Genomic DNA, 26,840 nt, shown 5'->3' with positions numbered 1-26,840 from the left:
GTTGATTTTCTTTGGGGAATTTCTAGTGTGATTTCTCCTTCGTCGAAATGACATAGATTGTGGCAAATGATTGTTTTTTTTCTGAAAACTGAAAACTGGGACTTCATCACTTCCTGCTAACCCCGGCACTTTCAAAACTAGCCATATCATTCAGAAAAACTTCAGCCGATTTTAAAATAGGAAAAGCAATGGCACATCCAGTTCCTTCACCTAAGCGCAAATCAAGATTTAAAATAGGTTTTGCATCAAAATAATTCAATAATCCTTGATGTGCTTTTTCGGCAGAGCAATGACAAAAAACAGCATTTTTATGAATGTCGGGATTTATTTTAGAAGCTATCAAAAATGCTACGCTGCAAATAAAACCATCTACTAAAATCAGCATTTTGTTTTCATAGGCAGTTAACATTCCGCTGGCGATTTGCAGGATTTCAAAACCTCCAAAGTAGGCGAGATGTTGTTTTAATTCGGCTTGGCCTGAATAATTTTCAATTGCTTTTTTGAGTAATTCTTGTTTCTGAAGTAATTTTTCGTTTTCAATCCCGGTTCCTTTCCCAGTACATTCCTCAATAGGAGAATCTGTTAAAAGACTCATCAAAACAGAAGCTGTAGAGGTATTACCAATTCCCATTTCGCCAAAACCAATACAGTTGCATCCCGTTTTTGCAATGTCTTCAACAATAGCTTTTCCTTTCTCAAAACACAAATTCAATTCATTTTCGCTCATGGCAGGAACATGCAAAAAGGATTGGGTTCCTTTGGCAATTTTGGCATTAATCAAATTAGCGTTTGTAGGGAAATCATAATTGACTCCGGCATCAACGATCGATAAATGAATATCGTTTTGATTACAAAAAACATTTATGGCAGCTCCGCCTTCCAGAAAATTCGCGACCATTTGTCGGGTTACATCTTGCGGATAAGCACTAACGCCATGATTTGCAATTCCGTGATCAGCGGCAAAAACAACGATATTGGGATTTATTATTTTTGGATTTAGAGTTTCAAAAACCGTTGCCATCTGAAAAGCAAGTGTTTCCAGAGTTCCCAAAGCTCCAAGTGGTTTTGTTTTAGAGTCTATTTTTTCCTGCAAAAGTGTATTAAAATCACTTTCAGTTTCATTTTTAGCAGAAATTTTGTTAGGTAAATCAGATATGTGACATTCAGTAATATTTTTGATTTCTTTGCAATCAGGAGCTTCAGATTTTTGTTTCCAATTCAGTTGCTGCAACATGGGTTGATTGTCGTAATTTGTGGCCGGTTTTCCAATACAGAAATAACCCAAAGGCTCAATGTTTTCGGGTAAATCAAGAATCTTTTTAAACTGATAATAATTCAAAATCGAAACCCAGCCCATTCCGTAACCTTGCTCAGTTAGCGAAAGCCAGATATTTTGTGCAGCACAAACTGAACTAAATTTTACTGCTTCGTTGCTGCCCACAGTTCCAATCGTAAATTGGTTCAAAACAGATCGGTCATATGCAATAATAAGTCCAATTGGCGCTTCTTCAATCGCTTCAAGTTTCAAGGATTTGTATCGTTCCTTTTGTTCAGGATTATCAGTTAGTTCTTCGGCCTTTTTATTATAATCTAAAAAGAGATTCTTTACAGCCGTTTTAACTTCAGGAGATTTAATAATAAAATAACGTGTAGCATCTGTCAATCCTACAGAAGGTGCCCAATGTCCGGCTTGCAATGCTTTTTCGATCACTTCATCAGGAACTTCGTCAGTGGTAAAATGTCGGGTGTCCCGACGCGATTTTAAAATATCATCTAAGTAGCTCATTTTTAAATTCCAATTTTTTAAATTCTAAATTCCAATTCAATCTTAAAAAGGATTTAAAATTTAAAGATTTAAGTAAAGATAAAGGATAGCGTTGGAATTTGGAATTTAAAAAAAATGGATTTTTATTTTTTAACCTTTTATCTTAACCGGGATTCCGGAAACCATCAAAACCACTTGATCTGCATTAGAAGCCAAAAATTGATTCATCCAGCCTTGCAATTCAGTAAATTTTCTGCCAATATGAGTTTCGGCATGAACGCCCATTCCAATTTCGTTGGTTACAATAATTAGTGTAGCATTTTTTTGATTCGCGATCGCAAGAAACTCCTTTTTTGCTTCCTCCAAGCTTAAATTTACATCATATTGATGATCTGTAAAAAAGTTTGTCAGCCAAAGGGTAACACAATCAATAAGTGCTGTTTTTTTAGTAAAATTAATTTCGCTTAAGTATTTTTCTTTCTCAATATTTGTCCAGCGTTCATCACGTTCCTGCTGATGACGATCGATTCTGTTCTGGAAATCAGCATCCCATTTTCTGGCTGTTGCGACATATATTGGTGAATCTGAAAGTTGTAAGGCTAGAGTTTGGGCATAACTGCTTTTTCCTGATCGCTCGCCTCCGGTAATTAAGTAAATCATTTTTAATTGTGAATTGTAAGTTGTGAATTGTTATGGCGTTCCCTGCGGTCGGGCTATCCGCTATATCTTTTATTTTTTAAAGAAAAAAATAAAAGGATACCGCTGCTATCCCTAACGCAAAAGACTAATTGCATTAAAAAAACAGTTATGAACTTATAACTAATAATTCATAACTCATAACTTTTAATAAGGGCAATGGCGGCAATCATTTCCGCAACAGCTTCCTCTTTTTAGGTGAAACCAGGTTTTAAAAACATAATTGTCGTTTTCGATATAATAATCAATTCCTTCAATTAATTTTTCTTGTTTTGGCAAAGATATCGCTTTGTTTTTAAGGGCTTTTTGTGGCGTAATTGTTTCTACATAAGCATCAATTTTGTCCTCGCAAGCTTCTTTAAAACAAACCGGACAAAGGCAATCATTTCCTTCAGAAAGATTAAAAATAGGAGGGAAGTCATTGCACCAACACTTGCTTTCTGCTGATAAATCTCCACAACTAAAAGAAGATTCGCAGCTGGAGCAAACTTTTGTTTTTATGCTATTCATAGGTTAAAGGTGGCGTTTTTGGTTTTTGTAAGAATAAAGATAATCATAAAAAATAGAAATTACGTTACCTTTGTCACTATCAAAATTTAAATTGTCAAATCGTAATAATTCATATTACGAGCTAAAACCGAGAAGCAAAAACTATTCCTTTAAAAAAAAATATAACTTAAAGATGAAACATTTATTACCTAAATTAATTTTTATTTTACCTTTTTTTGTTCTTGTTGGATGTAAAAAGAATGAAACTGCAGAGATTGAAAAAACGGAAATTGCAAAAAATAGTATCGAATATGCTGCCGGACTTTCTATTGTAAAAAGTAAAGGATATTCAGTTGTAACTGTTTCAGATCCGTGGCCAAATGCCAATGCGAAATTCACTTATGTATTAAAAGAAAAAGATGCAAAAGTTCCGGATAGTTTGCAAAAATATACGACCATAAAAGTTCCTTTAGAATCTGTTGTTGTAACCTCAACAACAAATATCCCTTTTCTTGAAATGCTGGAAGTCGAAGATAAATTAGTTGGTTTTCCGCATACTGATTATGTTTCATCAGAAAAAACAAGAGCTCTGATCGATAAAGGAGCGGTTAAAAATGTGGGTGAAAACGAGAAGTTGAACATCGAACAATTGATCGAGTTATCTCCGGATCTGATTGTAACTTTTGGTGTAGACAACAATAATCCAACGTTGGATAATTTGAAAAAAAGCGGTTTAAATATTTTGATTCAAGCAGATTGGATGGAGCAATCGCCACTAGGAAAAGCAGAATGGATTAAACTTTACGGCGTTTTGTTTGGTAAAGAAGATAAAGCCAAAGAATTGTTTGATAAAATTGTTTCCAGTTACGATCAGGCGAAGAAACTGGTAGCTGATAAACCTGCAACGTCAACAGTTTTATACGGTTCTATGTACGAAGATATTTGGTATGTAGCCAAAGGAAATAGTTGGGTAGCTCAATTTATGAAAGATGCTCATGCCAATTATTTATGGTCAGATCTAAAAGGAACAGGAAGCGAAGGTTTGTCTTTTGAGAAAATATTAGTAAAAGGTAAAACGGCTAATTTCTGGATTGCTTCGGGTTCGTTTAAAAGTTTAGCAGAAGTAGAAAAAGCAAATCCGCACTATAGTCAGTTTGATGCTTTTAAGAACAAAAACGTATATACATTCGAAGGAAAGTACGGAGCAACAGGAGGAACAGTTTATTATGAACTGGCTCCAAGTCGTCCGGATTTAGTGTTAAAAGACTACATCAAGATCTTTCACCCTGAGTTATTGCCAAGCTATGAGTTTACTTTTGCCTCTAAATTAAATTAATAGCATTGATTAATAAAAAGCGAAATATAATCCTGTTTTCGGTACTTAGTCTTGCCCTTTTATTTATGTTTTTTCTGGACATTAGTTTAGGATCCGTTACAATCCCATTCAAAGAGGTTTATACGAGCTTAACCGGAGGTCAGGCAAGCAAATCGACTTGGGAATATATTATTATTAATTATCGTTTGCCAAAAGCAATTACTGCTATGTTAGTGGGTGTAGGATTATCGATAAGTGGTTTGCTCATGCAGACCTTATTTAGAAATCCGCTGGCAGGTCCAGATGTTTTGGGATTAAGTTCAGGAGCAATTTTAGCAGTGGCAGTTGTAATTTTGGGAGCAGGGTTATTGCCACCGTTTCTGAATTCAGTTTTATTATCACCGTACGGAATTGTATTGGCTTCTACGTTAGGAAGCGTTTCAGTTTTATTGCTGGTTTTATTAGTCGCACAACGCTTACGAAATACAATGGCAATTTTAATTGTAGGACTTATGTTTGGTAGTTTTACCAGTGCTATTGTTGGCGTTTTAACCTATTTTAGTTCAGCAGAACAATTACAGAAATTTACATTTTGGTCTTTAGGAAGTCTCGGAAATCTTTCCTGGACATCCATTACAGTTCTGTCAGTTTGCATTGGTTTGGGGTTGCTCTTAAGCGCAAGTAGCATCAAACCGCTGAATGCATTGCTTTTAGGTGAGAATTATGCTAAAAGCATGGGATTGAATTACAAAAAAGCGAGACTAACCATCATATTTGCAACAAGTATTCTAGCCGGAAGTGTTACAGCTTTTGCGGGTCCGATAGCTTTTATAGGGTTGGCGGTTCCACACATTGCAAAGCTGACTTTCCAGACGAGTAATCATTCCGTTTTATATTGGAGTACGTTTTTTTATGGTGGAATCATTATGTTGTTTTGTGATATAGCATCTCAATTACCGGGATTAGATACCACATTGCCTATTAATGCCATAACATCTATAATTGGAGCGCCAGTTGTGGTTTGGTTGTTAATGCGAAAAAGAAATTTTCAGTAAATAGTATTGGCACACAGATTGTACGGATTAAACGGGTTTGCACAGATTTTTAAATCATTTAACCGTAGCAATAAAACTTAGCAACTTTAAAAAGATGAAAACTATTCTAAAAACCTCAAATTTAAGCATTGGTTATAAGTCCAAGAAAACAACCGTGACTATTGCCGAAAATTTAAATTTGAATTTAACTTCAGGAAAACTAATTTCATTAATTGGAGCGAACGGAATAGGGAAATCGACTTTGTTGCGAACTATTACCGGAATTCAGCAGCCTTTATCCGGAAACGTTTTATTGAACGATAGAGATATAAATACCTATAAACCTTTAGATTTAGCACAAAATTTAAGTTTGGTTTTAACCGAAAAATTACCGCCAAGCAATCTTTCCGTGTTTGAATTAGTGGCTTTGGGACGTCAGCCTTATACAAACTGGATTGACACATTAACCCAAATTGATATTGAGAAAATTCAGGAGGCATTAGAATTAACCCAAATCGAGCATTTGGCCCAGAAAAAACATTATGAAATCAGCGACGGACAATTGCAAAAGGTCTTAATTGCAAGAGCTTTGGCGCAAGATACGCCGCTAATTATTCTGGACGAACCCACAACACATCTCGATTTACTGCACAAAGTTTCGTTATTTAAATTGCTGAAAAAGCTCACGCAGGAAACCCAAAAGTGTATTTTATTTTCTACACATGATATTGATCTGGCGGTTCAGTTAAGTGATGAAATGATTATTATGACGCCGGAATTAATTGTTCAGGACGAACCTTGTCATTTGATTTCAAAAGGAAGTTTTGCTACTTTATTCAAAGACGAACATATTGTTTTTGATGCTGAGAAAGGAAAGTTTGTAATTACTTAATTATTTCAGGAGCTATTCCTGCTGTCTACTATATCTTTTGTGGCGAACCCCGGCACAAAAGGATGCCGTTTCCATCAGGGCTAGGACTATAATTTTTAGTAGAATTTTAGTGAATTTGTATCCTGCAAGGTTTTTATCTATTTAGTAGAAGTTATTTTTAAATTGGAATTATTTAATTTTCTAGTAATGAGGGTGAAGATCCTAACAAACAATAAAAAGATTGTAATTTTCATTATTAACTCGACAATTAAGTTTGAAGGATAAATGTCTAAATCATTATACATTGTCCAGGTACTTGGTAAATAATCTCGCTGAAAAGAAGTTTGAATTATTATCATTTTTTCAATTGAAAAAATAAGCAATACACTAAAAAGTAATCTCACGAGTGTATTTTTTCTGATTTTTTCAAATCTCAACAACTGAGTTATTAAAACCCAAAGTAAGGGTTGTATCCAAAATCCAAACCAATATTTTCCAAACATACGGTTTAGAAGATTAAATTTATCTTCTGCATCTAAATGTTTTAATTCAACACATAATCCAACTGACCATATTATTAAATATACAATTCCTAAAAATATAATAAAACGACTTGACTCTTCATCAACGTTTTTAATAAATTCATTTTTTGTAAAAATTGAAAGTACAAAATATAGAATTGTCAAAAGCCCAAATGCAGTAAAAAAATCTATTTGTATAGCTTGTAGTGTAAATATTATTCTTTCTGTCATTGTTATGGTATGATTGCTAAACTATATCATTTTCCTTCTTATATCTATTTCTATGTATCGTTAGAGCAAGCGATAATTCATTGATATCTGTACTTAAATTTGAAAGATTAAATTTCATTACTTGACCTGAATCAATAATGTAGTAAATGAAATAATAACTAATATCTTTTTCATCATTATATTCAGTAATTACTCTTTCGTTTTCAATATTACTCCATGAAACCAGAATTAAATTTCGATACTGAATTCCTTTAGAATTAATTCTAAATTGAATTTCATCAATTCTTTTTATTTCTTTAATTAGATAAGGAATTTGAAATAGAAAAATACCCAATAACACAAGAGCTGCAAGAGATTGATTCTGATTAAGAAAATATATTGCAGCAACGGCAAGTCCAATTAAAAGTAATATTCTTAATAAGATATTTGTTCTTGTATCGTAAATTAAAATTTCTTTAGAATAACTTAAGTTATTTATATCAATAATTGGTCTCATATTTAAACCTTCAAACCAATCTGTCTCTTAGCTTCTCCAAGCACAAAAGCCACAGAATTGGCAATATTAAAACTGCGGATTAATTTCGACATCGGAATCGTTAAATGATTTTCAAAACGGGCTAAAACTTCCTGACTTAGACCTATACTTTCTTTTCCGAAAACCAACCAGTCGCCATCCTGAAAATCTGTTTCAAGATAAGATTTTTCGGCATGAGAACTCATCAGGAAAACACGAGACTGATCCGGAATCTGCTGAATCCATTCTTCAATATTTTGATATTCGGTAACATCAAGATGTACCCAATAATCCAAACCGGAGCGTTTTAGGTTTTTATCATTAATTACAAATCCAAAAGGATGAATTAAGTGTAATCTACTTTCTGTACCCACACACAATCGTCCAATATTTCCAGTGTTATTTGGTATTTCAGGTTCTACAAGAACAACGTTTAGCATTATCGTTTATTTGTTTATTCGATTAATTTGAGAATTATGTAATTTTCAAATTGACACATTATCTAATTATTTTTCTAATTTAAAATCCGTCACTTCCAGAACTTCTCCTGCTTTTAAGTTTTGTAAATATACATTTCCTATTCGAACACGAACCAATCTCAAAGTAGGAAAACCAACCGCGGCAGTCATTTTTCGAACCTGACGAAACTTACCTTCATTAACGGTTATCGATGCCCAAGTAGTTGGTCCGTGGCGTTCGTCCCGTATCTTTTTAGCTCTTGGACCAAAATCCGGAATTTCGGTAACGATAAAAGCAGAGCAAGGTTTCGTTTTGTATTTTCCACCATCGAAACCTATTTCGACACCTTTTTGCAGTTCTTCGATAGCTTCGGGAGTAATAATGCCATCAACCTGAACATAATATTCCTTGTCAACTTTTTTGCTTCGCACCTGTTCGCTTACTTTTCCGTCAGTTGTGAGCAGGAGCAATCCTTCAGAATCTTCGTCAAGTCTGCCAATAGCCATTGTACCTTCGGGGAAATCATGTAATTCTCCCAAAAGCTTTTTCTTTCTTTTTAATTCATAGATAAATTGGCTCAGATAGCCATAAGGTTTAAAAAGAATGAAATGTTTATGCATGCTGTATTTTTTGACTGCAAAGATAGTTTTGTTTCGGCTGTAATTAAAGAAGAATATAAACGGAGTAAAATAATTATTGTATCTGTTACTGATTTCTTGCTTTCATTTTCTTCAGCCATAAATACACAAACCAAATTAAGGTTATACCAAAAACTATTAATAAAGGAGCATAATAATCTTTGATGAAATTATGAAAGTAGCTTCCAATTAAAAGATAAGCAGATGCAATGCATAATTTTATGATAGTAAATTCAGCATTTGACCAATTTGTTTTGATTTTAAAAAAGTTCATAATAAGTGATTTATACCTTAAAAGTTGTTTATAAATATAGCTCTTATTTAAATCGTATAAGGATATATAAATGTATGATTTTGAATGTTAATCTACAATTTTATCAGGTCAATGTTTTGAAAATGATATTGTTATTGGTTTTGAGGTTTGAAATATAAAGTTTAAAATAAACTAAAAGCAATGTTAAAGGACTTAGTTTTGAGCTTAAGAATTCGTAATATTATAAGACTAACACTAAAATACAGAATTATGGAAACTAATAATTTAGGATCAAAAAAGATAAATGGCGTACAAAAAAATATAGATGAATCTAAAGGAAAAAATATTTCTCACGATACAGAAGTAGATAAATCGAAACTAAAAAAAGAGGTCGTCACAGATGAGGATGGTAATAAAGAAGTTGTAGAAAGAGCCAGAGATGTAAATGAAGAAATAAAAGAAGTTCCAGATAAGAAGAGTACAAATAGTGCAAATGCAAACCGTGGAGTTTCGACAGATGAAGAAGTAAAAAAAACGGTAGAGAACAAAGACAGAAACTCAGATGTTACACCAAATCGTTACCCAAATTCTAATCCTGAAAGTCATAAAGACAGAGGAAATATGAAATTAGATGAGGAGTAAGGTTATTCTTTAAATAGTGAATATTTTGCTGATTTCGAGCATTTTTCTTTGAAATAACATTTGATTGGCAAATGGAGTTAATGTTATTCTAAACTTAATATTTAGAAAGATTGTCTGTCAATATCTTCGTAAATTGTAGTACAAATTTTAAATAAATTAAAGATGGCACTTTTAGAAAACAAGGTAGCTTTTGTATCAGGTGGAGGTTCAGGAATTGGACGTGCAGTAGCAGAAGCATACGCTCGAGAAGGAGCAAAAGTAGTACTTTCAGATATTAATGTAGAACATGGTGAAGCAACCGTAAAAACGATAAAGGATAAAGGTGGAGAAGCTTTTTTTGTAAAAGGAGATTCATCGAGTGCAAGCGACAATAAACATATGGTTGAAGTAACTGTTTCTAAATATGGCCGACTTGACATTTCTTGTAATAATGCAGGAATGGGCGGACCGGCGAAACCAACAGGAGAATATGAACCGGAAGACTGGGATAAAGTAATTGCCTTGAATTTAAGCGGTGTTTTTTATGCCTGCCGATATCAATTAGAGCAAATGGAAAAAAATGGTGGAGGAAGTATTGTAAACATTGCATCGATTCACGGGCAGGTTGCAGCTCCTCTTAGTCCCGCTTATACAGCATCAAAACATGGAGTAGTAGGTTTAACTAAAAATATAGCAGTCGAATATGCTTTAAAAAACATTCGTTGTAATGCTGTTGGGCCAGGTTATATTGAAACTGCGTTGTTAAAAGATCATTTAAATAATGATGCTATGAAAGCCATCGCGGCAAAAGCGCCAATGAATCGTTTGGGAACCGCTGAGGAAATTGCAGAGCTGGTTGTTTTTTTAAGTTCCGAAAAGTCATCGTTTACAACCGGAAGTTATATCATTGCCGATGGTGGTTATACAGCAATTTAGCATTTTTTCTTATATTAACTAAACAAGGCTATCTCGATTTTGAGATAGCCTTGTTTACGTTTAAAATAGAACTTTGAATTTATTTAAATCCGGATCCGGATTTATTGTATAAAAATAATCCAATTGCCATTGTTGTGTTTTTTGTGCTTGTTTACTGGTTGTCTCATCCCAAGGTGGATAAACCCTTGTCGCTCTTTTGCCTTCTTTAGTTGCTGTCGAAAAAATCCCTTTTTCCAGTAAAATGCTTTTAGGAAAAATGAATTGTCCAAATAAATCATCCTTACGAACACTGATAATTACAAAATCTATTGCATCTGAAAAATCAAAAGGTTCGATGATTCCAGTTTTATTCCGCTTCCACAACGTTACAAACTGTCCCGTTTTTGTTGGAGTTATTTTAGACATTCTGTAACAAATGTGCTTTCCGTTCAAATAAAAAGTGTAAGCATCATAATCAGCACTTTCAGCTTCCGGTTTCGGCTGAGAAACTTCATAATCACAACAATCATAAATCACGTCTTTGGCGATAATTAAATCTTTAGGCAATGATTCCGGAATAGTCCAGTTATTTCTGGTTGTCATTTAAGAAGCTCTTTTAGGTTGTTGTAAAATTAGGACAAAAAGAACTTTAAAAAGATACATTCAATCCAAAATTCAATCCCCACTGAAACTGATTAAAAGATTGATTGCTTAAAGGATTTACATAATAATTCATCGCAGGTTCAACAAAAACATTTGTTTTTTTGTACACCCTGTATTGTATTGTACTGCTCAACGTAGATCCATACACAAAATCATTAGCATTTACATTCTCACCAATAGAACTTCCGTCTAAAGCCACATTGTTAGAAATTAATTTCCCAATAAAACCACCAGTATTTAAATTAATACTAGCCTTGTTTCTGCTAAAAATAGCATACGAAACTTCTAAAGGCATTTCTAAATATCGTAAGTTTTGATCTAAATTTCCTGTTTGCATATTATTGCTTTGAATACCATTTTGTTTCAACGCATCAGAAGTTGTGTTGGGAACAAATACATAACTATCATTAGTACTAATATGTGGTGCTGCATCTGCCGTAGCTTTTTGATTAAAGTAATCGCTGGAGCTAAAAAAAGTATTGTTTTTAGCGTTTAAGTACGAAACATTCGCAACGCTCTGACCCAATTCATTTATTTTTAAACCAGAAGCAACCGCCCATTTCTTAGTGATTTTGTATTTAGTTTTTACTCCATAAGAGTTACTTTGTTTAGAATCATTTGCATTGCCAAGAGTTTTGTCATTTTTATAATTTTCAGAATTTGCCACTCCGGCAAAAACTTCGACAGCCCATTTTTCGGCATTCGAAAGAGGTTTTTTATCTGTTTCTTTTTTATCATCATTAGTAACAATGCCTTTTTCTAAGTTTTGAAGTTCTGCTAATTGTACAGAATCCTGTTTGCTCAAAACATTATTAAATTTTGAATTGCTTTTCTGATTGTTCGCTATTTGCTTCTCAGATATTAAGCCTGAACTATTTTCTTTTGCTTTATTCTCCATGATAGTTCTTTGAGTACTGTTTAAATTCGCACCATTTAAAGCGATGTTGTTATTGTTTTTTGAAATTTGTTTGTCTTCAAAAACAGATTTCGATATTTGATTTTTTGAAGTAGAATTAAATGGATTTACATTGCCAACAGCAAAAGTTTTTTCGGCTAAAATTTTGTCTGAAGCTTTTTTGTCAGCATTGGCAACTTGTTTAGCAGAGCTTGTATTAAAACTGTTTGATTTACTTGTAATAAATGCTTTTTCAGGTAATGTTTTACTTGCAGTTTTTTTATCGGTATTCGCAATTTGAATTTGTGAACCTGTATTAAATCCGTTTTTTTGATCTGAAACAGATACCTTTTCTGTAGCAGCAACTTGTGTTTTTTCTGTTACAGGCTTATTAATATTTGATTTTGCAGTATTTGATTTTAGATTTGTAATATCAGAATTATTATTGTTTTTTGTGTCAGAATGTGCAACTGTCGTTTTATTGCTTTGAACCTTTTGAGAATTATCAAATTGCTTTTCATTGCTTTTTAAAGGTGGTACATTCTCATTCGCAATTGATTCTTTTGTATGCGGTATTTGCCCGGAATCCGTTTCCTGAGTCGGAAGTGTTTTTGTATTTAATTCATTTTTTTTCTCGTCAAGAACAACACTATTGTTTTCTGTAGAACCATTATTTATAGTTTTGATCCCTGAATTCGAAGTAAAATGTAAAACAGAAGGGAGTAGCAGGCCTAATAATAAGCACGCTGCAGCCGACCACCAAAGAATAACTCTTTTCTTCTTTTTAGGTTTGTCTAATTTTTTCTCAATTTCGCCCCATAATTCAGGAGGCGGAACACTTGAAAAGTCTTCCATCGATGAAAAAATATCTTCTATATTTTGCTTTTTCATGCTATTTTAAAATTTTTTATGCTCAATATTCTTTTTTGCAATATGTGTTTGGCTCTATTTAAATTTGATTTGGATGTTCCTTCTGAGATTTTTAATAATACTGCAATTTCCCGATGCTTCATTTTTTCAAAAACATACAAGTTAAAAACAGTCCTGTACTGATCAGGTAAATCCCTGATGTATTCTAATAACTTGTCTTGTTCAATAGGAGGAACGTCTAATTCTTCCTCTTCTACAAAATCAGTATCAGCATCAAAAACATCCAGAAAGAAACTTTCTTTCTTCTTCTTATTTAAGGTTTCGATTAGTTTATTAATAAAAATACGTTTTAGCCATCCTTCAAAACTTCCTTCAAATTTGTATTGACTTATTTTTTGAAAGACAATGACAAATGCTTCCTGAAAGACATCCTTTGCATCATCTTCATTTTTCATATACTTTAGGCATATACCATATAAAACAGGAGAGAACAACTGATAGATTTTCAGTTGTCCCTCTCTGTCATTTTTTATGCACAGCCGAATGTATTTTTCTAAATCGTCTTTCAAAAAGTGGTATTGTTTGGTTTTGCAAAAATAGTTTTTATAAGCTTATAAAACTATCTTTTAAAAATAGTACGGGCTGCGTCCTGGTTGTTGCTTACAATTGTTAGGTTTTGATTGTCAAGACTTTCTATGATGTAAGTCTTACCTTCAAAAGTAATTAAGTCATGTTCTGACTGGTCGAAAAAGCTAATGCCTTTTTCTATTTGATATGTACTATTTCTAATCTCTACATTGTTCTTGTAGGTAATTACCCTTCCGTCAGAAGTAAATATTACTTTCTTGGTAAATCCTATGGTTTTAGGAGTTGCCGTATACGGATTGCTATTTCCTCCAATTGATTTTTGCCAGATCCACGTGTTTACAATAGAACCGGAATTCATGGTAGTTGACTCTAGTGAATAAGCAGTTGAAAAAAGACAACATACCATAATAAATAATAAGAATTGCTTTTTCATAGTCGATTATTTTTGAGTTGCGATTTTGTCCTGAATTACTTTTTTGAAAGCTTTTATTTCAGCACTCTGATCTGCAGTATCATTATTATCAATAAAAATCTTAGTAGAAGTTCCTGCCTGACGAAGTTCAAAATAAGTACCTCCCTGGTTAGCAGAATCCGGCGTACCATAAGTTTTTGTTTGTCCTTTTAAATTTAAAATTTCTGTAGGAACAGTTTTCAATAACAATGCATACTCTCCTTTTTTAGTTGTAGACGTATATTTATATTGATTAAAATCATAACCATTAGGTACAACATTTAAAAACTTCAAAATATTGAAATCATTTACCTGATAAAATTTCTGGCAATCACCACCAGCACATTGGTTAGAATAACTTCCTATTACAATGTTGTCCGGATTCTCTATCGTTTTATTGAAAAGAATCGCTTTTGTAGTTTTTGGGATTAAGATAAAATCACTAGGATAGTTTACTATTGCAGTAATAGGCTCTCCCGGTTGAGGTGATTTTTCGTAATAGTTTACTAAAATTTCGCACTTATTTTCTACGATACTCGTTATTTTTATACCATATCCGGTTGTGTTTTTAGGACCTGAGAAAAGACCAACAAGGTAGGTTTTTGTAAAATCAATTGTAAGATCACCTGAGTTAGGACAAGTGCTTTCACGCTTTGTAAAGAAAGTTTTTAGTTTCTCATCAGAAGATACTAAAATATAAGTTGGAACAGTAGGATAAGTATTGACACTGTATGAACATAAAAGAGGAGTATTAGTAAAAGCTGATTCTTCGCTTGCTCCACAATCAACTCTTATATCGTCATTATTAAGAGAGCATCCACTAAATCCAAAAGCTATAAATAAGCTTAACATTAATTTTTTCATGATAAATTTAATTAGGTTATATTACTGTAGATGGTCATCTTTTGAAATGGTTGCGTTAAAAAGGAAAGTTTTTTTGTTTTTTTAAATAAGATTAATTTTCACAATGTTTATTAAAATCAGAATAAGCACCAATTAATGAAATTTCAATTTTAAAAATTAAGTACTACGTATTATTGCTTACTTTTACTTTTTAAAAACAAATGTAATTATGTTCGATTTTCTGCCCGGCTTATTAGCTTTTATTGTCGCTTTATTCGTAGGCGTGTACTTAGGTAAATTGCTGTTTTCGGCTAGGTTTCAATCTGATAAAGTAGGTTTAGAAGAACGGTTGACAGCGAACGTAAATCAAATGCAATTGCAAAAAGAGCAATTTGAAAGAGAAAGAAATAATTTCGAAAAACAACTTCAGTTAACGAATGTTGAAAAAGAGAGTATCCGGACAGAAAAAGATAGTCTGGCCATTCAGCTTTCTAAAAAAGAAGTAGATTTTGAAAATTTATGGGAACGTCATAAAGAACAAAAAAACGAGATCACAGAACTACAGGAAAAATTCACCAAAGAATTTGAAAATTTAGCCAATAAAATCCTCGATGAAAAGTCCGCCAAATTTACAGAACAGAATAGTGAGAATATGAAAAATATCTTGCTGCCTTTGCAGGATAAAATTCAGGGTTTCGAGAAAAAAGTAGAACAAACACATAAAGAAAGCATCGATTACCATGCAGCTTTACGTCAGCAGATTATAGGACTTAGCGAGATGAATGCTCAAATGAGCAAAGAAACCTTAAACCTGACCAAAGCTTTAAAAGGCGATAGTAAAATGCAGGGAAATTGGGGAGAACTCGTTCTGGAACGTGTTTTAGAAAAATCAGGCTTAGAGAAAGGACGTGAATACGAAGTACAGCAAAGTTTTACGAATAGCGAAGGTAATAGAGTTTTACCTGATGTCGTAATTAATTTACCTGATGGTAAAAAAATGATTGTCGACTCGAAAGTTTCTTTAGTGGCATATGAAAGGTGGATTAACGAAGAAACAGAAATCCTAAAAATTGATTTTTTAAAAGAACATATAAATTCTATTAAAAGACACGTCGAGCAACTTGGTAACAAAAATTATCATGACTTATACCAAATAGAAAGTCCGGATTTTGTATTGCTTTTTATTCCTATTGAACCCGCTTTTGCGATTGCCTTAAACGAAGATCCAACGCTGTACAATAAAGCTTTTGATCGCAATATTGTAATTGTTACACCAACAACTTTACTGGCTACACTTCGAACTATTGATAGTATGTGGACCAATCAGAAACAACAAGAGAATGCTTTTGAAATTGCCAGACAAGCCGGCGCATTATACGATAAATTTGAAGGTTTTGTTACTGATTTAGTTAGAATTGGCAATAAGATAAAAGATACTAAGACAGAATACGAAAGTGCAATGAGCAAACTCGTTGATGGCAGAGGAAATTTGATTTCGAGTGTCGAAAAATTAAAAAAAATGGGAGCAAAGGCTAAAAAGTCGCTTCCGGAAAATATTATCGCAAGAGCCTCAATTGAAGATGAAAATCAATTATTGAATTAAGTTACCCCGATTAAAAAAAATAAACCTATCCTATAAAATAAAAATATGACTGCAGATTTTAAACCCGTTTCTTCTTCGAAAATAAGTATTTCTGAATTAATGCTGCCATCTCATACTAACTTTAGTGGCAAAATCCACGGAGGTTATATTCTGCAATTACTCGATCAGATTGCTTTTGCATCCGCATCAAAATTCTCAGGAAATTATTGTGTAACAGCATCTGTTGATACGGTTAATTTTTTAAAACCAATTGAGGTTGGTGAATTAGTAACGATGAAAGCTTCTGTTAACTATGTAGGTCGAAGCTCAATGGTTGTAGGTATTCGTGTCGAAGCCGAAAATATTCAGACAGGTGCGATCAAACATTGCAATTCATCTTATTTTACAATGGTAGCTAAAGATAAGGAAGGTAAAAGTGTTCCGGTACCCGGATTAATCTTATCTAATCTTGATGAAGTTCGTCGTTTTAGAAAAGCAATCAAACATATCGAACTTCGAAAAGAGGTCGAAGAACATGAAAAAGTAACCAATGTAAACTCTATCGAAGATCTTGCAGGTTTAGCTAAATACAATGTATTGTTAGAAATTAGCTAGAATAATTCATCAAATTAAAATTAAGGAAAATGGTAAAGTTTGGATATACAATTTTATACGTACAAGATGTAGAAGCGTCTGTTGGGTTTTATGAGAATACATTTGATTTTTCAAGAAAATTTGTAACTCCCGAAAATGATTACGGAGAATTAAATACTGGCGAAACAACAATTTCGTTTGCTTCAAAAAAACTAGCCGCACAAAATTTGAAAGACGGTTTTATCGAAAGTAATTTAGAAGATAAACCTTTTGCAATCGAATTGGGTTTTATTACAGATAATGTTGGAGAGTTGGTTCAGAAAGCAACTTCTTTTGGTGCAATACTGGTAAAAGAGCCAACGCAAAAACCATGGGGGCAAATTGTGGCGTATGTCAGAGATCTGGATGGTTTCTTAATCGAAATTTGTACAGAAGTGCAGGGTTAGATATTTATTATTGGTGCTATTTCAGAAAAGAATTTTGTAGTTTGTATGAGGAATGTCATCACAATTTTATTTGAATAAACTCCAGCTTTAGCTGGGGTTTATTCAGAATTAATATGAAAGGCTTTAGTCTAAAAAAAGTGATTTGGCTAAAGGCTTTTTCCTGCGTATAATAAGTGCCTCCAGCTAAAGCACAATGTCATTAAGTTAAGGAATGAGTAATAATAGAGAGAAGTAAGCACAAAGTTTGTCATCTCGACGCAGGAGAGATCACACTAATATTTCCGTTCAGCTATTCGCCAACCTTTGTCGAATTTTTTGTGTGATCTCTCCTGCGTCGAGATGACAAGATTGCAGATTCTGATAGAGTTATTGAGGCAGAAAGAGTTAATTAGCATTAAAAAATTTCTTAATAGCAAGACGATATGTTCTATAAACAAAAAATCATTTTGCAAACTACATTTTCACTTTTTACACAAAAAAAACATTTCACAAATATTTAGGAGAAATCGGCAACCGTATCGCATAAAATTACGTAACTTTAAGTATAAATGATTGGATTACTGTTTTTCACGGAGTATTGCCATTCGATTTTTCCCGAATTTAATTAAGTCCAGTTTTTTCTCTTCTTATAAATAAAAAAATCGATTGACATAATTGTTTAAATATTGACGATTATGAAAAAAATTACTTTATTTATTTTGCTATTTACAGCGTATTCTGTTATTGCTCAGGATAAATTTTTTACTACTACAGGAACAATTAATTTTGAAGCTTCTGTACCATTTTTCGAAGAAATAAAAGCTGTAAACAGACAGGTTGCGATTATTTTAGAGCCACGAACAAGTACATTTATTTGTACTGTTATTGTAAAAGAGTTTCGTTTTAAGTTAGATATGATGCAAGAACATTTTAACGAAAACTACATGGAAAGCCGCCGCTATCCCAAAGCCATCTTTAAAGGCAAAATTGAAAAATTTGATTTAAAAGATATCAATGAAATCGAAAAGGAATATCAGATTAAAGGAAAGCTTGTACTACGCGGAAAATCGAAAGAAGTAATTGTAAACGCTCTCATTAAAAAAGTAGGCGATGGAATTCAGATTATATCTGATTTTCCAATTTCTGTGTCTGATTTTAATATTCAGATTCCCAATGAAATAGCTTCTAAGATTTCAAGAATTGCAAATACAGAATTAATTGGAGTCGTTCATACTGATGATTTAATGTATCTGACTCTAAAATAGTTTTATGTAAGGCAGCTTGCAAGCGCACGTTCCAGATCAGTAAATTGAAAAACAAAACCGGTTTTTTGTATTTTTTCTGATGAAACCCTTTGTCCTTCTAAAACAGCTGCACTCATTTCGCCTAAAACAATCTTAAGGATAAATGCGGGCGCTTTAGGAAGCCAAATTTTGTATCCAAATAAATTGGCTAATGTTTTAGATAAACTAGCATTTGTAGTATCATCTGTAATGCAGGCATTATAAGGACCATGCATTTCATTAGTAACAACTGCTTTTAAATAAATCTCGCACAGATCTGCAATATGAATCCAGGGAATGTATTGTTTTCCTGTACCTAATATTACGCCCAGGCCAGATTTAAAGCTGGGAACAATTTTTTTAAGGAAACCCTCATCTTTCCCTAAAACAATTCCCGTTCTTACTTTTACAGTTCTAATACCTAATGAATTAATTTTATCAACAGCTTTTTCCCATTCCTGACAAGTTATGCCTAGAAAATCATTTGCCGGCTGCGTCGTCTCCTCACAAATTGTTTCATTCGTATAAGCGCCATAAATTCCAACTGCCGATGCTGAAACAAAAGCATCTAAAATTTTATTGTTTTTTTTAAGAATAGAAAAGATAAGATCAATGGGCTTTGTGCGGCTTTCGAGAATGTCTTTTTTGCGCTTTTCTGTCCATCTTTTTTCTACAATTCCTTCACCTGCCAGATGAATAATACAATCTGCCTTTAGTATCGCTTCTTCATTAATATAATTTTGGGTTAAATCCCATTTGTAATAGGTGACAGATGAGGTGTTTTTTCGATCAGAACGGCTTAAAACAGATACTGAAAAACCATTTTCTATGAGCAAATCAGTCAAATGCTGACCTATAAATCCCGTTCCTCCGGTAAGTAAGATATTTTTAGCCATAATAGTTTATAATATATTTAACATCATATTCTGTTTAACGATAAGTAAAGATAATTAAACATTGATTACCTTTAATGCAAATTTAAAACTTTAATAAAATGGTAACTAAAAGCAAGGTAATCAGTAAAGAAGACATCGTTTCAATATATATGAATGAAGTTTTAGAAAAAGGAGAAAAGCCAAAATCGGTATATCATTTTGCAAAAGAAAATGATTTTACTGAAGCTGAATTTTATGCTTTTTTTGGAACATTAGAAGGATTAGAAAAAGAAATATTCAGATTGTTTTTTGCCAATACAATCGATTTGTTAAACAAAAACGCAGAATATTTAGAATATGATATGAAAAACAAAATGTTGAGTTTTTATTTCACTTTTTTCGAAATTTTAACCGCCAACAGAAGTTATGTTTTACAATCGTTAAAATTCGACAGAAATCCGCTAAAGAATCTTGTACAGCTTACTACACTTCGAAATAGTTTTAAAGAATATGTTTCAGAAATCCTGACTGATGATTACAGATTAGAACAGGAAAAATTGCAAAAATTTCAGGAAAAAGGAATTCAGGAATCAGCTTGGTTACAATTAATGCTTACGATCAAATTCTGGGTTGATGATGAATCAGCAGCTTTTGAAAAAACAGATATTTTTATCGAAAAATCAGTTAATGCTTCATTTGAATTAATGAATGTTGCGCCCTTAAATCATTTAATAGATTTAGGTAAATTTCTTTTTAAAGAAAAAATCTACAGCAAATAATGAAAACAATCGATTATATACCAACATCAAAAATAGAAAGAGCCAGTAAATTGGTGCAAACAGGTGCCAAAATAGGAGTAAACTACGTAAAGCATTATGCCGAAAAAATGGTTAATCCTGATTTGACACGCGATAAACTTAATGAAAATAACGCCGAAGATATTTACGACGGACTAAAAAGCCTGAAAGGAAGTGCGTTAAAAGTAGCCCAAATGTTAAGCATGGACAAGAACTTTTTGCCGCAGGCCTATGTAGAGAAATTCTCTTTGTCGCAATTTTCAGTTCCGCCACTTTCAGCGCCATTGGTTTTAAAGACTTTCAAAACCAATTTTGGAAAAACGCCTTATGAAATCTTCGACGAATTCAATGCAAATTCAGTTAATGCAGCCAGTATTGGTCAGGTACATTTGGCAGTAAAAGACGGAAAAAAGTTAGCCGTTAAGATTCAATATCCCGGTGTTGCCAATAGCATTTCATCAGATTTAGCTTTAGTAAAACCTATCGCCATTAGAATGTTTAACCTTCAGGGAAAAGATTCTGATAAATATTTTAAAGAAGTCGAAGATAAACTGATAGAAGAAACCAATTATTTGCTTGAATTACAACAAAGTCAGGAAGTAGTTGAGGCTTGTAGTAAAATCGAAAATTTACTTTTCCCGAGATATTATCCTGAGTTTTCGTCAGAGAAAATCATTACAATGAATTGGATGACCGGAATTCATCTTTCTGAATTTACTGCTATAAATACTGATGCAGCAGTTGGCGACAAATTAGGTCAGGCACTTTGGGATTTCTATATGTATCAAATTCACGTATTACGAAAAGTACATGCAGATCCGCATCCCGGGAACTTTTTAGTAGACGATCAAAACAATTTGATTGCACTTGATTTTGGATGCATGAAAATAATTCCGGAAGAGTTTTATGTACCATATTTTGAGTTGATCAATAAAAACGTAATTACAGATAAAGCACTTTTCAATCAAAAATTATTCGAATTAGAAATTCTTCGCCCGGATGATTCACCTGCCGAAATAGAATATTTTACCGAAATGTTTCATGATTTACTATCACTTTTTACAAAACCTTTCCAAAACGAAACCTTCGATTTTGCCGATGAAACTTTCTTTGAGAGCATTGCCAAATTGGGAGAGCGTTTCTCTAACGATACCAATCTCAAAAAAATGAACGGAAATCGTGGCTCAAAACATTTTATCTATATGAATCGTACTTTCTTTGGTTTATATAATTTAATGTTTGATTTGAAAGCTAAGATTGCTGTTAATAATTATCTCAAATATTAGAACCTAATCGTCCTCCGGTAATCAAATAAACATCAGAAAAATGAGAAATATATTAATCATCGGAGGAAGTAAAGGCATAGGAAGTGCTATTTTGTTGCAACAGCTAGAGACAAATAGGGTTTTTAATATCAGCCGAAGCGCGCCCAAACTTACACATCCTAATCTTACCCATTTTGGTTTAGATGTTTTGAAGGACGAACTGCCGGATATAGCAGAAGTTGATGCTTTAATTTATTGTCCCGGATCGATTACGCTTAAACCCATTTCGAATTTAAGCGTTGATGATTTTAGAAACGATTTCGAAATTAATGTTATTGGTGCTGTAAAAGCCATTCAGAAATACTTGCCTGTTTTAAAAAGAGGCGACGAGCCTTCGATCGTTTTATTCAGTACGGTTGCCGTAAAATTAGGAATGCCTTTTCATGCCAGTATTGCAACGGCAAAAGCGGGTGTCGAAGGTTTAACAAAAAACCTTGGTGCTGAGTTGGCAACTGTAGTTCGCGTCAATGCCATTGCGCCCACAATTACAGATACTTCTCTTTCGGCTTCTATTTTGCGAAACGATCGTATGAAAGAAAATATGATCGATCGCCATCCTATGAAAAGTTACTTAAAACCTGAAGAAGTCGCTAATATGGTTGATTTCCTGATTTCGGAAAAAGCGAATTCCATTTCAGGTCAAATTTTCGAAATGGATTATGGTTTAGTGACATTTAAAATCTAAACAGCCATGAAAATTCTCTTAACAGGCGCAACAGGTTATATTGGCAAACGTCTTTTGCCCATTTTAGTCGCGCAAGGACATCAGATAATTTGCTGCGTAAGAGATAAAAACAGATTTTATATACCCGAAAATTTTCTGCAAAAAGTACAAGTCATAGAAGTCGATTTTCTCGAAAAAGAAACTTTATCGGCAATTCCTGCCGATATCGATGCTGCTTTTTACCTCATTCATTCCATGTCAGGACCTGATACCAATTATGATGAACTCGAAAGTATTTCGGCTACTAATTTTGTTGAAAGACTCAATCAGACTCAGGCGCAACAAATCCTGTATTTAAGCGGAATCGTAAATGATAAATCGCTTTCTAAACATTTGGCTTCCCGCAAAAATGTTGAAAGTATTTTAGCCAAAGCAAAAGTGCCTTTGACTACTTTAAGAGCGGGAATTATCGTTGGGTCGGGTAGTGCTTCGTTTGAGATTATTCGGGATTTGGTCAACAAACTTCCGGTGATGATTACACCCAAATGGCTCAATACAAAGTGCCAGCCTATTGCAATCACTGACGTTTTGGAATTTCTGTCAAAATCACTTTTAAATCCTGTTACGTACAATCAAAGTTTTGATATTGGAGGTCCTGATATTTTAACTTATAAAGAAATGTTGTTGGCATTCGCCGAAGCAAAAAAACTCAAACGATACATTTTTACCATTCCGGTTATGACACCTAAGTTGTCGTCGTATTGGTTGTATTTTGTTACTTCAACCTCTTATAAACTGGCATCGGCTTTGGTAAGCAGTATGAAAGTCGAGGTTATTTGCAAGGATCACCGCATAAATGAGCTTTTGCAGGTAAAACCAATGACGTACAAACAAGCACTTTCGAGAGCTTTGCTAAAAGTCGAAGAAGATAAAGTAGCTTCAAGCTGGAAAGATTCCCTTGTAAGCGGACGTTTTAACCGAAATATCTCAGCACATCTAAAAGTTCCTAAAAAAGGCTGTTATATCGACCGAAGAAAAAAACAAATTGAAAATCGCGATTATACGATTGATAGAATTTGGTCAATAGGAGGCGAAACAGGTTGGTATTACGGCGATTGGCTCTGGAGTTTACGAGGTTTTATCGATAAACTTTTTGGTGGCGTAGGTTTACGTCGCGGCCGAACCAATAAACACGACATTCATTCCGGCGATGCTTTAGATTTTTGGCGTGTTTTGTATGCCAATAAACAAGAAGGAAAACTGATTTTATACGCCGAAATGAAACTTCCAGGTGAAGCCTGGCTCGAATTCAAAATTATACACAACACTTTATATCAGGCCGCAACCTTTAAGCCTAATGGTATATTAGGAAAACTATATTGGTATTCCGTTTTGCCATTCCATGGTTTTATCTTCAACGGAATGCTTAATAAACTCATTAAGTAGTTTTAGGAGCTATTCCTGCTATCCTCTTGTATCTTTTGTTAAAAAAAAAACAAAAGGATACCGCTTCTATCAGGGCTAGGGATTTAGTTTTTATTAGAAGTTTCATCGATTAATGTCATAACAGCGAGCTTGTCTTCCCTGATTCTTCTTGAAATCTGATTTTCGTTATATCAAAAATCATCGTTGTAAGTCCCACAGGGACGATATATTTATAGAAAATTATTTTTTTTGAACAGAACCCCAGCGGGGTGGTATATTTTATAATCTTAAGGGCAATTATATGTCGCTCCGCTGGAGCTTTAGCATGATGATGTGTATCTTTTCTATAAATATATCGTCCCTCTGGGACTTGAATTGTCTTTATATTCTGTTGGTCTAAATATCAGGCAATTTGTACTTGCGTACTCAAGTTTTAAAGCATCAGATGTTTGGAATTTGGTCCCGAAGCTTCGGGATAAAAAATTGAATTTATTTCAAGATTCCCTTCTTATAAGTCGCAATTGCCCTGTCTCTCGCAAAAGCATGCTCCACCATTGGTGCATTATAACCCAAATCAAATTCAGGAATCCATTTGCGAATGTAGATGCTTTTTTCGTCGAATTTCTTTTGCTGTATTTCAGGATTAAAAACCCTGAAGTATGGCGCGGCATCGCATCCTGTTCCTGCTGCCCATTGCCAGTTGCCAACGTTTGAGGCCAATTCAAAATCTAATAATTTCTCTGCAAAATACGCTTCTCCCCATTGCCAGTTAATCAGTAAATGTTTGCATAAAAAACTGGCTACAACCATGCGAACTCGATTGTGCATATATCCGGTTTCATTAAGCTGACGCATTCCTGCATCGACCATTGGGTAACCTGTAGTTCCTGAACACCAGCGTTTGAAGTCGTCTTCGTTATTGCGCCATTGAATGCCATCATAAGCTGATTTGAAATTGTGATTGACACAATTAGGAAAATTAAACAGAATCTGGATAAAAAATTCTCTCCAGATTAATTCGCTCAAAAAAGTTTGGTTTTTCTTGTTTGCCCAATTAACCAGTTTTCGAATACTCACAGTTCCAAAACGTAAATGTGGCGAAAGATAAGAAGTGCCATCTATAGCTGGAAAATCTCTTATTTCTTTATAATTGCCTATTTGAGTTAAGTTATGTGGAAGTACTTTTATCGTGCTTCTTTCAAAACCAATGTCAGATAATTCAGGAAATGTGAATTGATTTTTAGCAAAATTGATTAATAAAGGTTTTGTGTCATATTCCTGAGCATGTCCTGAAAGATGGTATTTCTCGAGCCATTTATTTTTATAAGGCGTATGAATAGTGTACGGAAGTCCATCGGCTTTTGTGATTTCTTTTTCTTCGAAAATCACGTGATCTTTGAATGAAAAGGATTCCGTATTATTTTCTTTTAATAAAGCCGAAATGGCTAAATCTCGTTTTATCGCATAAGGTTCGTAATCTTTATTGAAGAAGATTTGCTGAATGTCATATTCTTTGATAAGTGATTTCCAAACCTCAAAAGTTTTTCCTTTTTTGATCAATAGAGAAGAATCGATTGTTTGAAGTTCTTCGTTTATTTTCTGAAGTGAATCGTAGATAAAACTAACACGGGCATCATCTTTAGGAAGATTTTCTAAGATATCTTCGTCAAAAATAAATAACGGAATTACGGGAAAATCAGATTGCAAGGCATTGAATAATCCGATGTTATCATCAAGACGTAAATCACGTCGAAACCAGAAAAAAGTAACTTTTTGTTTAGTCATTATATTGTATTCTTTTTTTATGCCACAGATTATAAGGATTTATAAAGGATTTTTTTTCATGCAGATTCTGCAGATTAACACGGATTAAAAAATCATTTGAATCATTATAATCTGTGGCAAATTTTTTTTGAGTAATTATACTTTTGAATTGAATAACTCTTCGATTTTATTATGGCGATATTCGAAAATTGATTTCAGTTTATTTTTGACCATTATTGTATTGGCAAGTTGGCCCAAGAAACCAAAAGGCAATGCATAATGAACAACATCGATCATTTTTGTACCATTTTCTGTGGCTTCAAAAAAGTGTTTGTGATGCCATAATGCATAGGGGCCAAAACGCTGTTCGTCTACAAAATATTGATTTTTCTGTGCAACGGTGATGATCGTCATCCAGTTGATTTTGATTCCCAAAAGTGGTTTTAATGTATAGGTAATCACTTGTCCGGGATACATGCGTTTGCCATCGAAATCCTGAATTACAAAACTCATATCATTAGGCGTAATCGCTTCGAGATTTTGTGGACTCGAAAAAAAGTCCCAACATTTTTCGATACTGGCGTTTAAGTGTTGTACGGTTTCTAGTTTATATACTTTCATAAAATCGATTTACATTTTACTTGTCGGTTATTTTTTGAACACATAGAGACATAGATTTTGTATGTTCAAAAAAGGCGTTTCACTAGCATTAACAAACATAGCTATGTGTGAGAAACGAGTTTCTTTTTATTTTACTTTTTCACAATCATAAATTCTATGTTTCTATGTGTTTAATTAGAACATTTAGACATTTCACCCAACGGGTTATTATTTTTTTAACAGAAGCAGTTTACATTTTATAATATTTGAATGGAACGAATAACATCCCGAAACATTCTCCGTGTTCTTTTCCCAGATGTTTGTGGTGAATTTTATGTGCTTTTCGAAGGCCAATCAGGTATTTGTTTTTCGTGTTTTTGAACCATTTAAAGCGCTGATGAATTAAAACATCGTGAATTAAAAAATAACAAGCACCATAAGTGGTGACTCCGCAGGCGATGAAAAATAAATAATTGAATCCGGCCTGAACGCCAAAATAAAAAAGAACGATACTCGGGATGGCAAAAATGACAAAGAAAATGTCGTTGCGCTCAAAAGTGTCTTCGTATTTGGGCTGGTGGTGATCTTCGTGAAAATACCACATCAATCCGTGCATGATGTACTTGTGCGTAAGCCAGGTAACACATTCCATGAAAAGAAAAACGCCTAAAAAGATTAAAAAAGAAATCATTTTTTATGTTTTGAATTGTTGAAAATTAGTTCTTGATTTTTATTATGTAGTTTATTTAAACTCATAGAGACATAGCTTTTGTTAGCTTTAAAAAAGAGGCGTTTCACTTGTTGAAATACACATAGTTATGTGAAAATGATTTGTCATTTTATTTTGACTTTTATTCAAATGGGAAATTCTATA

Annotated in this window: 30 protein-coding genes; 13 read left to right on the top strand and 17 right to left on the bottom strand. The window is 33.4% G+C overall.

What is annotated here, in order from left to right:
* Positions 1-106: 106 nt before the first annotated feature.
* The 3 genes from cobT to NJT12_RS07105 all read right to left on the bottom strand — a co-directional run bounded on the left by cobT (position 107) and on the right by NJT12_RS07105 (position 2,971).
* Positions 107-1,786: a nicotinate-nucleotide--dimethylbenzimidazole phosphoribosyltransferase gene (cobT, locus tag NJT12_RS07115; RefSeq protein WP_271335194.1), complete on the bottom strand. Its 1,680-nt coding sequence runs from the start codon at positions 1,784-1,786 to the stop codon at positions 107-109.
* A 129-nt stretch (positions 1,787-1,915) separates the two neighbouring features.
* Positions 1,916-2,425: a bifunctional adenosylcobinamide kinase/adenosylcobinamide-phosphate guanylyltransferase gene (gene cobU / locus NJT12_RS07110; protein ID WP_271335193.1), complete on the bottom strand. Its 510-nt coding sequence runs from the start codon at positions 2,423-2,425 to the stop codon at positions 1,916-1,918.
* Positions 2,426-2,608: 183 nt separating this feature from the next.
* The gene (locus NJT12_RS07105; RefSeq protein ID WP_271335192.1) at positions 2,609-2,971 is read right to left on the bottom strand and encodes a C1orf53 family protein; all 363 of its coding nucleotides are present in this window, start codon (positions 2,969-2,971) and stop codon (positions 2,609-2,611) included.
* A 172-nt stretch (positions 2,972-3,143) separates the two neighbouring features.
* Between NJT12_RS07105 and NJT12_RS07100 the strand changes: the two genes are divergently transcribed.
* The 3 genes from NJT12_RS07100 to NJT12_RS07090 all read left to right on the top strand — a co-directional run bounded on the left by NJT12_RS07100 (position 3,144) and on the right by NJT12_RS07090 (position 6,191).
* Positions 3,144-4,286 (top strand): ABC transporter substrate-binding protein, encoded by a 1,143-nt coding sequence (locus NJT12_RS07100; protein WP_271335191.1) that lies wholly within the window; start codon positions 3,144-3,146, stop codon positions 4,284-4,286.
* A 5-nt stretch (positions 4,287-4,291) separates the two neighbouring features.
* Complete coding sequence (locus NJT12_RS07095; protein ID WP_414655384.1) at positions 4,292-5,320, top strand: iron chelate uptake ABC transporter family permease subunit; 1,029 nt, start codon at positions 4,292-4,294, stop codon at positions 5,318-5,320.
* A gap of 94 nt (positions 5,321-5,414) precedes the next feature.
* Entirely contained in the window at positions 5,415-6,191 is a 777-nt protein-coding gene (locus NJT12_RS07090; protein ID WP_271335190.1) for an ABC transporter ATP-binding protein, read from the top strand.
* Positions 6,192-6,328: 137 nt separating this feature from the next.
* Here the strand turns inward: NJT12_RS07090 and NJT12_RS07085 are convergent, their stop codons facing one another.
* The 5 genes from NJT12_RS07085 to NJT12_RS07065 form a co-directional block, all read right to left on the bottom strand.
* Positions 6,329-6,922 carry a hypothetical protein gene (locus NJT12_RS07085; RefSeq protein WP_271335189.1) on the bottom strand — a complete coding sequence of 198 codons (594 nt, stop codon included), beginning with the start codon at positions 6,920-6,922 and terminating at the stop codon, positions 6,329-6,331.
* A gap of 16 nt (positions 6,923-6,938) precedes the next feature.
* Complete coding sequence (locus NJT12_RS07080; protein WP_271335188.1) at positions 6,939-7,418, bottom strand: hypothetical protein; 480 nt, start codon at positions 7,416-7,418, stop codon at positions 6,939-6,941.
* A 2-nt stretch (positions 7,419-7,420) separates the two neighbouring features.
* Positions 7,421-7,876, bottom strand: a complete 456-nt coding sequence (locus NJT12_RS07075) for a tRNA (cytidine(34)-2'-O)-methyltransferase (RefSeq protein ID WP_271335187.1) — start codon at positions 7,874-7,876, stop codon at positions 7,421-7,423.
* 66 nt (positions 7,877-7,942) lie between these two features.
* Positions 7,943-8,515 (bottom strand): pseudouridine synthase, encoded by a 573-nt coding sequence (locus NJT12_RS07070; protein WP_271335186.1) that lies wholly within the window; start codon positions 8,513-8,515, stop codon positions 7,943-7,945.
* An 85-nt stretch (positions 8,516-8,600) separates the two neighbouring features.
* Positions 8,601-8,807, bottom strand: a complete 207-nt coding sequence (locus NJT12_RS07065; RefSeq protein ID WP_271335185.1) for a hypothetical protein — start codon at positions 8,805-8,807, stop codon at positions 8,601-8,603.
* A gap of 249 nt (positions 8,808-9,056) precedes the next feature.
* On the opposite strand from NJT12_RS07065, the gene NJT12_RS07060 reads away from it, so the two are divergent.
* Both NJT12_RS07060 and NJT12_RS07055 read left to right on the top strand, forming a co-directional pair.
* Positions 9,057-9,428, top strand: coding sequence for a hypothetical protein (locus tag NJT12_RS07060; RefSeq protein WP_271335184.1), 372 nt, complete (start codon positions 9,057-9,059; stop codon positions 9,426-9,428).
* Positions 9,429-9,590: 162 nt separating this feature from the next.
* Complete coding sequence (locus NJT12_RS07055; RefSeq protein ID WP_271335183.1) at positions 9,591-10,343, top strand: SDR family NAD(P)-dependent oxidoreductase; 753 nt, start codon at positions 9,591-9,593, stop codon at positions 10,341-10,343.
* A gap of 60 nt (positions 10,344-10,403) precedes the next feature.
* On the opposite strand, the gene NJT12_RS07050 is transcribed toward NJT12_RS07055, so the two are convergent.
* The 5 genes from NJT12_RS07050 to NJT12_RS07030 all read right to left on the bottom strand — a co-directional run bounded on the left by NJT12_RS07050 (position 10,404) and on the right by NJT12_RS07030 (position 14,653).
* Positions 10,404-10,925 carry a MepB family protein gene (locus tag NJT12_RS07050; protein WP_271335182.1) on the bottom strand — a complete coding sequence of 174 codons (522 nt, stop codon included), beginning with the start codon at positions 10,923-10,925 and terminating at the stop codon, positions 10,404-10,406.
* Positions 10,926-10,971: 46 nt separating this feature from the next.
* Positions 10,972-12,771, bottom strand: coding sequence for a hypothetical protein (locus NJT12_RS07045; protein WP_271335181.1), 1,800 nt, complete (start codon positions 12,769-12,771; stop codon positions 10,972-10,974).
* Positions 12,768-13,244, bottom strand: a complete 477-nt coding sequence (locus tag NJT12_RS07040; RefSeq protein WP_271335280.1) for an RNA polymerase sigma factor — start codon at positions 13,242-13,244, stop codon at positions 12,768-12,770. Before NJT12_RS07040 ends, NJT12_RS07045 begins: the two co-directional genes overlap by 4 nt.
* A 125-nt stretch (positions 13,245-13,369) precedes the next feature.
* Positions 13,370-13,771 (bottom strand): hypothetical protein, encoded by a 402-nt coding sequence (locus NJT12_RS07035; RefSeq protein ID WP_271335180.1) that lies wholly within the window; start codon positions 13,769-13,771, stop codon positions 13,370-13,372.
* Between the two features lie 6 nt (positions 13,772-13,777).
* The gene (locus tag NJT12_RS07030) at positions 13,778-14,653 is read right to left on the bottom strand and encodes a protease complex subunit PrcB family protein (RefSeq protein ID WP_271335179.1); all 876 of its coding nucleotides are present in this window, start codon (positions 14,651-14,653) and stop codon (positions 13,778-13,780) included.
* 208 nt (positions 14,654-14,861) lie between these two features.
* Between NJT12_RS07030 and NJT12_RS07025 the strand changes: the two genes are divergently transcribed.
* From NJT12_RS07025 to NJT12_RS07010, 4 genes are all read left to right on the top strand, one after another.
* Positions 14,862-16,235 (top strand): DNA recombination protein RmuC, encoded by a 1,374-nt coding sequence (locus tag NJT12_RS07025; protein WP_271335178.1) that lies wholly within the window; start codon positions 14,862-14,864, stop codon positions 16,233-16,235.
* A gap of 45 nt (positions 16,236-16,280) precedes the next feature.
* On the top strand, positions 16,281-16,829 hold the full coding sequence (locus NJT12_RS07020) for an acyl-CoA thioesterase (RefSeq protein ID WP_271335177.1): 549 nt from the start codon (positions 16,281-16,283) through the stop codon (positions 16,827-16,829).
* Between the two features lie 29 nt (positions 16,830-16,858).
* Positions 16,859-17,254, top strand: coding sequence for a VOC family protein (locus tag NJT12_RS07015; protein ID WP_271335176.1), 396 nt, complete (start codon positions 16,859-16,861; stop codon positions 17,252-17,254).
* 674 nt (positions 17,255-17,928) lie between these two features.
* The gene (locus NJT12_RS07010; protein WP_271335175.1) at positions 17,929-18,498 is read left to right on the top strand and encodes a YceI family protein; all 570 of its coding nucleotides are present in this window, start codon (positions 17,929-17,931) and stop codon (positions 18,496-18,498) included.
* Between the two features lie 2 nt (positions 18,499-18,500).
* On the opposite strand, the gene NJT12_RS07005 is transcribed toward NJT12_RS07010, so the two are convergent.
* Complete coding sequence (locus tag NJT12_RS07005) at positions 18,501-19,412, bottom strand: TIGR01777 family oxidoreductase (protein WP_271335174.1); 912 nt, start codon at positions 19,410-19,412, stop codon at positions 18,501-18,503.
* A 98-nt stretch (positions 19,413-19,510) separates the two neighbouring features.
* Here NJT12_RS07005 and NJT12_RS07000 point away from each other — a divergent pair, with 98 nt between their 5' ends.
* From NJT12_RS07000 to NJT12_RS06985, 4 genes are read left to right on the top strand one after another with little or no spacing between them, the layout of a single operon-like run.
* Positions 19,511-20,170, top strand: coding sequence for a TetR family transcriptional regulator C-terminal domain-containing protein (locus NJT12_RS07000; RefSeq protein ID WP_271335173.1), 660 nt, complete (start codon positions 19,511-19,513; stop codon positions 20,168-20,170).
* Complete coding sequence (locus NJT12_RS06995; RefSeq protein ID WP_271335172.1) at positions 20,170-21,474, top strand: ABC1 kinase family protein; 1,305 nt, start codon at positions 20,170-20,172, stop codon at positions 21,472-21,474. The genes NJT12_RS07000 and NJT12_RS06995 overlap by 1 nt, the downstream gene beginning before the upstream one ends.
* A gap of 40 nt (positions 21,475-21,514) precedes the next feature.
* Positions 21,515-22,198 (top strand): SDR family NAD(P)-dependent oxidoreductase, encoded by a 684-nt coding sequence (locus NJT12_RS06990; RefSeq protein WP_271335171.1) that lies wholly within the window; start codon positions 21,515-21,517, stop codon positions 22,196-22,198.
* Between the two features lie 6 nt (positions 22,199-22,204).
* Entirely contained in the window at positions 22,205-23,623 is a 1,419-nt protein-coding gene (locus tag NJT12_RS06985) for an SDR family oxidoreductase (protein WP_271335170.1), read from the top strand.
* Positions 23,624-24,091: 468 nt separating this feature from the next.
* On the opposite strand, the gene NJT12_RS06980 is transcribed toward NJT12_RS06985, so the two are convergent.
* From NJT12_RS06980 to NJT12_RS06970, 3 genes are all read right to left on the bottom strand, one after another.
* On the bottom strand, positions 24,092-25,387 hold the full coding sequence (locus NJT12_RS06980; protein WP_271335169.1) for a cryptochrome/photolyase family protein: 1,296 nt from the start codon (positions 25,385-25,387) through the stop codon (positions 24,092-24,094).
* A gap of 135 nt (positions 25,388-25,522) precedes the next feature.
* Positions 25,523-25,987, bottom strand: coding sequence for an SRPBCC family protein (locus NJT12_RS06975; RefSeq protein ID WP_271335168.1), 465 nt, complete (start codon positions 25,985-25,987; stop codon positions 25,523-25,525).
* A gap of 229 nt (positions 25,988-26,216) precedes the next feature.
* Positions 26,217-26,657 (bottom strand): sterol desaturase family protein, encoded by a 441-nt coding sequence (locus tag NJT12_RS06970; protein WP_271335167.1) that lies wholly within the window; start codon positions 26,655-26,657, stop codon positions 26,217-26,219.
* Positions 26,658-26,840 lie beyond the last annotated feature (183 nt).

The sequence above is a fragment of the Flavobacterium azizsancarii genome, from assembly GCF_027980145.1.
In the GTDB taxonomy this organism is placed as follows: Bacteria; Bacteroidota; Bacteroidia; order Flavobacteriales; family Flavobacteriaceae; genus Flavobacterium; species Flavobacterium azizsancarii.
Note: the sequence above shows the minus strand (reverse complement) of the source record. Positions and strands in the feature narration are given on the sequence as shown.

Coding starts and splice junctions, on each gene's coding strand:
- NJT12_RS07080 (WP_271335188.1), bottom strand. CDS start 7,418: ATGAGACCAATTATTGATATAAATAACTTAAGTTATTCTAAAGAAATT.
- NJT12_RS07105 (WP_271335192.1), bottom strand. CDS start 2,971: ATGAATAGCATAAAAACAAAAGTTTGCTCCAGCTGCGAATCTTCTTTT.
- NJT12_RS07065 (WP_271335185.1), bottom strand. CDS start 8,807: ATGAACTTTTTTAAAATCAAAACAAATTGGTCAAATGCTGAATTTACT.
- NJT12_RS06970 (WP_271335167.1), bottom strand. CDS start 26,657: ATGATTTCTTTTTTAATCTTTTTAGGCGTTTTTCTTTTCATGGAATGT.
- cobT (WP_271335194.1), bottom strand. CDS start 1,786: ATGAGCTACTTAGATGATATTTTAAAATCGCGTCGGGACACCCGACAT.
- NJT12_RS06975 (WP_271335168.1), bottom strand. CDS start 25,987: ATGAAAGTATATAAACTAGAAACCGTACAACACTTAAACGCCAGTATC.
- NJT12_RS07090 (WP_271335190.1), top strand. CDS start 5,415: ATGAAAACTATTCTAAAAACCTCAAATTTAAGCATTGGTTATAAGTCC.
- NJT12_RS06980 (WP_271335169.1), bottom strand. CDS start 25,387: ATGACTAAACAAAAAGTTACTTTTTTCTGGTTTCGACGTGATTTACGT.
- NJT12_RS07055 (WP_271335183.1), top strand. CDS start 9,591: ATGGCACTTTTAGAAAACAAGGTAGCTTTTGTATCAGGTGGAGGTTCA.
- NJT12_RS07025 (WP_271335178.1), top strand. CDS start 14,862: ATGTTCGATTTTCTGCCCGGCTTATTAGCTTTTATTGTCGCTTTATTC.
- NJT12_RS07005 (WP_271335174.1), bottom strand. CDS start 19,412: ATGGCTAAAAATATCTTACTTACCGGAGGAACGGGATTTATAGGTCAG.
- NJT12_RS06995 (WP_271335172.1), top strand. CDS start 20,170: ATGAAAACAATCGATTATATACCAACATCAAAAATAGAAAGAGCCAGT.
- cobU (WP_271335193.1), bottom strand. CDS start 2,425: ATGATTTACTTAATTACCGGAGGCGAGCGATCAGGAAAAAGCAGTTAT.
- NJT12_RS07070 (WP_271335186.1), bottom strand. CDS start 8,515: ATGCATAAACATTTCATTCTTTTTAAACCTTATGGCTATCTGAGCCAA.
- NJT12_RS07075 (WP_271335187.1), bottom strand. CDS start 7,876: ATGCTAAACGTTGTTCTTGTAGAACCTGAAATACCAAATAACACTGGA.
- NJT12_RS07050 (WP_271335182.1), bottom strand. CDS start 10,925: ATGACAACCAGAAATAACTGGACTATTCCGGAATCATTGCCTAAAGAT.
- NJT12_RS07015 (WP_271335176.1), top strand. CDS start 16,859: ATGGTAAAGTTTGGATATACAATTTTATACGTACAAGATGTAGAAGCG.
- NJT12_RS07010 (WP_271335175.1), top strand. CDS start 17,929: ATGAAAAAAATTACTTTATTTATTTTGCTATTTACAGCGTATTCTGTT.
- NJT12_RS07085 (WP_271335189.1), bottom strand. CDS start 6,922: ATGACAGAAAGAATAATATTTACACTACAAGCTATACAAATAGATTTT.
- NJT12_RS07000 (WP_271335173.1), top strand. CDS start 19,511: ATGGTAACTAAAAGCAAGGTAATCAGTAAAGAAGACATCGTTTCAATA.
- NJT12_RS06985 (WP_271335170.1), top strand. CDS start 22,205: ATGAAAATTCTCTTAACAGGCGCAACAGGTTATATTGGCAAACGTCTT.
- NJT12_RS07020 (WP_271335177.1), top strand. CDS start 16,281: ATGACTGCAGATTTTAAACCCGTTTCTTCTTCGAAAATAAGTATTTCT.
- NJT12_RS07030 (WP_271335179.1), bottom strand. CDS start 14,653: ATGAAAAAATTAATGTTAAGCTTATTTATAGCTTTTGGATTTAGTGGA.
- NJT12_RS07045 (WP_271335181.1), bottom strand. CDS start 12,771: ATGAAAAAGCAAAATATAGAAGATATTTTTTCATCGATGGAAGACTTT.
- NJT12_RS07060 (WP_271335184.1), top strand. CDS start 9,057: ATGGAAACTAATAATTTAGGATCAAAAAAGATAAATGGCGTACAAAAA.
- NJT12_RS07035 (WP_271335180.1), bottom strand. CDS start 13,771: ATGAAAAAGCAATTCTTATTATTTATTATGGTATGTTGTCTTTTTTCA.
- NJT12_RS07100 (WP_271335191.1), top strand. CDS start 3,144: ATGAAACATTTATTACCTAAATTAATTTTTATTTTACCTTTTTTTGTT.
- NJT12_RS06990 (WP_271335171.1), top strand. CDS start 21,515: ATGAGAAATATATTAATCATCGGAGGAAGTAAAGGCATAGGAAGTGCT.